The 343-nt window shown below is 45.8% G+C and carries 1 protein-coding gene; it reads right to left on the reverse strand.

Going from position 1 to position 343, the window contains the following annotated elements; translation table 11 throughout:
• Positions 1–343, reverse strand: a 343-nt coding sequence (locus tag ACGF49_RS25040) for a hypothetical protein (RefSeq protein WP_387493469.1), incomplete at both ends; no start/stop codon positions are given.

Genomic DNA, 343 nt, shown 5'->3' on the forward strand with positions numbered 1-343 from the left:
CAGTTTCATAAACATCGCCTGACGCGCTTCAAAATCTTCGGTGACTTTTTTCAGTTTCGGCCAGTCATTTTCCCAGGCGTCAGAATCAATACTGTCATCTATTTTCTTTTTCAGTTCCGGGTTTTTGGTGGCTTTGAGCCTTTCGACATAGAAACCGATGGTCAGTGGGTAAATATTGGAGGCGTTATAGCTCTGTTGCCACAAATTCAGGATAGAGTAGGCTTCCACAATGTCCCGCTGACGGCCTACCGGGTCATGCAGAATTACAATCCGCGCCTGTTCATTCAGGTGCAGATAACTGTTGATTTCCCGGATAATTTTATCGGCGTCCATCTCATAGCTG

Origin of the sequence: Photorhabdus sp. RM96S (assembly GCF_042879335.1) — a bacterium.
In the GTDB taxonomy this organism is placed as follows: Bacteria; Pseudomonadota; Gammaproteobacteria; order Enterobacterales; family Enterobacteriaceae; genus Photorhabdus; species Photorhabdus kayaii.